At 48.3% G+C, this 3305-nt stretch carries 2 rRNA genes; both read right to left on the bottom strand.

Features of this window, described 5'->3' with window-relative positions:
- Positions 1–115, bottom strand: a 5S ribosomal RNA gene (gene rrf / locus KA878_RS09935).
- A gap of 71 nt (positions 116–186) precedes the next feature.
- Positions 187–3108 (bottom strand): 23S ribosomal RNA (locus KA878_RS09930).
- Positions 3109–3305 lie beyond the last annotated feature (197 nt).

The raw sequence follows: 3305 nt of genomic DNA, 5'->3' as shown, positions 1-3305 counted from the left end.
GCCTGGCAACGTCCTACTCTAGCGGAACGTAAATCCAACTACCATCGGCGCTAAGGAGCTTAACTTCTGTGTTCGGCATGGGAACAGGTGTGACCTCCTTGCCATTGTCACCAGACAAGAGAATGATTATACATTCAAAACTAGATAGTAAGTAAATGATTTTGCTTCGCAAAACTTTGAAATAAATTGATTAAGTCTTCGATCGATTAGTATTCGTCAGCTCCACGTGTCGCCACGCTTCCACCTCGAACCTATTAACCTCATCATCTTTGAGGGATCTTATAACCGAAGTTGGGAAATCTCATCTTGAGGGGGGCTTCATGCTTAGATGCTTTCAGCACTTATCCCGTCCATACATAGCTACCCAGCTATGCCGTTGGCACGACAACTGGTACACCAGAGGTATGTCCATCCCGGTCCTCTCGTACTAAGGACAGCTCCTCTCAAATTTCCTACGCCCACGACGGATAGGGACCGAACTGTCTCACGACGTTCTGAACCCAGCTCGCGTACCGCTTTAATGGGCGAACAGCCCAACCCTTGGGACCGACTACAGCCCCAGGATGCGATGAGCCGACATCGAGGTGCCAAACCTCCCCGTCGATGTGAACTCTTGGGGGAGATAAGCCTGTTATCCCCGGGGTAGCTTTTATCCGTTGAGCGATGGCCCTTCCATGCGGAACCACCGGATCACTAAGTCCGTCTTTCGACCCTGCTCGACTTGTAGGTCTCGCAGTCAAGCTCCCTTATGCCTTTACACTCTATGAATGATTTCCAACCATTCTGAGGGAACCTTTGAGCGCCTCCGTTACCTTTTAGGAGGCGACCGCCCCAGTCAAACTGCCCGCCTGACACTGTCTCCCACCACGATAAGTGGTGCGGGTTAGAAAGCCAACACAGCTAGGGTAGTATCCCACCAGCGCCTCCACGTAAGCTAGCGCTCACGTTTCAAAGGCTCCTACCTATCCTGTACAAGCTGTGCCGAATTTCAATATCAGGCTACAGTAAAGCTCCACGGGGTCTTTCCGTCCTGTCGCGGGTAACCTGCATCTTCACAGGTACTATGATTTCACCGAGTCTCTCGTTGAGACAGTGCCCAAATCGTTACGCCTTTCGTGCGGGTCGGAACTTACCCGACAAGGAATTTCGCTACCTTAGGACCGTTATAGTTACGGCCGCCGTTTACTGGGGCTTCGATTCGTAGCTTCGCAGAAGCTAACCACTCCTCTTAACCTTCCAGCACCGGGCAGGCGTCAGCCCCTATACATCACCTTACGGTTTAGCAGAGACCTGTGTTTTTGATAAACAGTCGCTTGGGCCTATTCACTGCGGCTCTTCTGGGCTTGCACCCTAAAGAGCACCCCTTCTCCCGAAGTTACGGGGTCATTTTGCCGAGTTCCTTAACGAGAGTTCGCTCGCTCACCTTAGAATTCTCATCTTGACTACCTGTGTCGGTTTGCGGTACGGGCACCTAATATCTATCTAGAGGCTTTTCTCGGCAGTGTGAAATCAACGACTCGAGGAAACAATTTCCTCTCCCCATCACAGCTCAATCTTAAGAGTGCCGGATTTGCCTAACACTCAATCTCACTGCTTAGACGTACAATCCAATCGTACGCTTCGCCTATCCTACTGCGTCCCCCCATCGATTAAAACGATGTTAGGTGGTACAGGAATATCAACCTGTTATCCATCGCCTACGCCTGTCGGCCTCAGCTTAGGACCCGACTAACCCAGAGCGGACGAGCCTTCCTCTGGAAACCTTAGTCAATCGGTGGACGGGATTCTCACCCGTCTTTCGCTACTCACACCGGCATTCTCACTTCTAAGCGCTCCACATGTCCTTGCGATCATGCTTCAACGCCCTTAGAACGCTCTCCTACCATTGTCCTACGGACAATCCACAGCTTCGGTAATATGTTTAGCCCCGGTACATTTTCGGCGCAGTGTCACTCGACTAGTGAGCTATTACGCACTCTTTAAATGATGGCTGCTTCTAAGCCAACATCCTAGTTGTCTGGGCAACGCCACATCCTTTTCCACTTAACATATATTTTGGGACCTTAGCTGGTGGTCTGGGCTGTTTCCCTTTCGAACACGGACCTTATCACCCATGTTCTGACTCCCAAGTTAAATTAATTGGCATTCGGAGTTTGTCTGAATTCGGTAACCCGAGAGGGGCCCCTCGTCCAAACAGTGCTCTACCTCCAATAATCATCACTTGAGGCTAGCCCTAAAGCTATTTCGGAGAGAACCAGCTATCTCCAAGTTCGATTGGAATTTCTCCGCTACCCACAGTTCATCCGCTCACTTTTCAACGTAAGTCGGTTCGGTCCTCCATTCAGTGTTACCTGAACTTCAACCTGACCATGGGTAGATCACCTGGTTTCGGGTCTACGACCAAATACTCAACGCCCTATTCAGACTCGCTTTCGCTACGGCTCCACATTTCCTGCTTAACCTTGCATCAGATCGTAACTCGCCGGTTCATTCTACAAAAGGCACGCCATCACCCATTAACGGGCTCTGACTACTTGTAAGCACACGGTTTCAAGTTCTCTTTCACTCCCCTTCCGGGGTACTTTTCACCTTTCCCTCACGGTACTGGTTCACTATCGGTCACTAGAGAGTATTTAGCCTTAGGAGATGGTCCTCCCAGATTCCGACGGAATTTCACGTGCTCCGTCGTACTCAGGATCCACTCAAGAGAGAATATATTTTCAACTACAGGATTATTACCTTCTTTGATTCAACTTTCCAGATGATTCGTCTAATATATTCCTTTGTAACTCCGTATAGAGTGTCCTACAACCCCAATAAGCAAGCTTATTGGTTTGGGCTCTTCCCGTTTCGCTCGCCGCTACTCAGGGAATCGATTTTTCTTTCTCTTCCTCCGGGTACTAAGATGTTTCAGTTCTCCGGGTCTGCCTTCTGACAAGCTATGAATTCACTTGTCGATAACACGACATAACTCGTGCTGGGTTCCCCCATTCGGAAATCTCTGGATCAACGCTTACTTACAGCTACCCAAAGCATATCGTCGTTAGTAACGTCCTTCGTCGGCTTCTAGTGCCAAGGCATCCACCGTGCGCCCTTAATAACTTAATCTATGTTTCCACCATATTAGAACGTAGTTCTAAACTTAAGAAACCTGTTATTAATCTTGTGAGTGTTCTTTCGAACACTAGCGATTATATTTTATGAATTCAAGCTTTTTTAAAACTCTTATTCACTCGGTTTTGCTTGGTAAAATCTATTTTTACTTACTTATCTAGTTTTCAATGTACAATCAATAAATAAACAAT

The organism is Staphylococcus sp. GDY8P57P, assembly GCF_017892585.1.
Classification (GTDB): domain Bacteria; phylum Bacillota; class Bacilli; order Staphylococcales; family Staphylococcaceae; genus Staphylococcus; species Staphylococcus borealis.
This window is presented reverse-complemented; position numbering and strand designations above follow the sequence as displayed.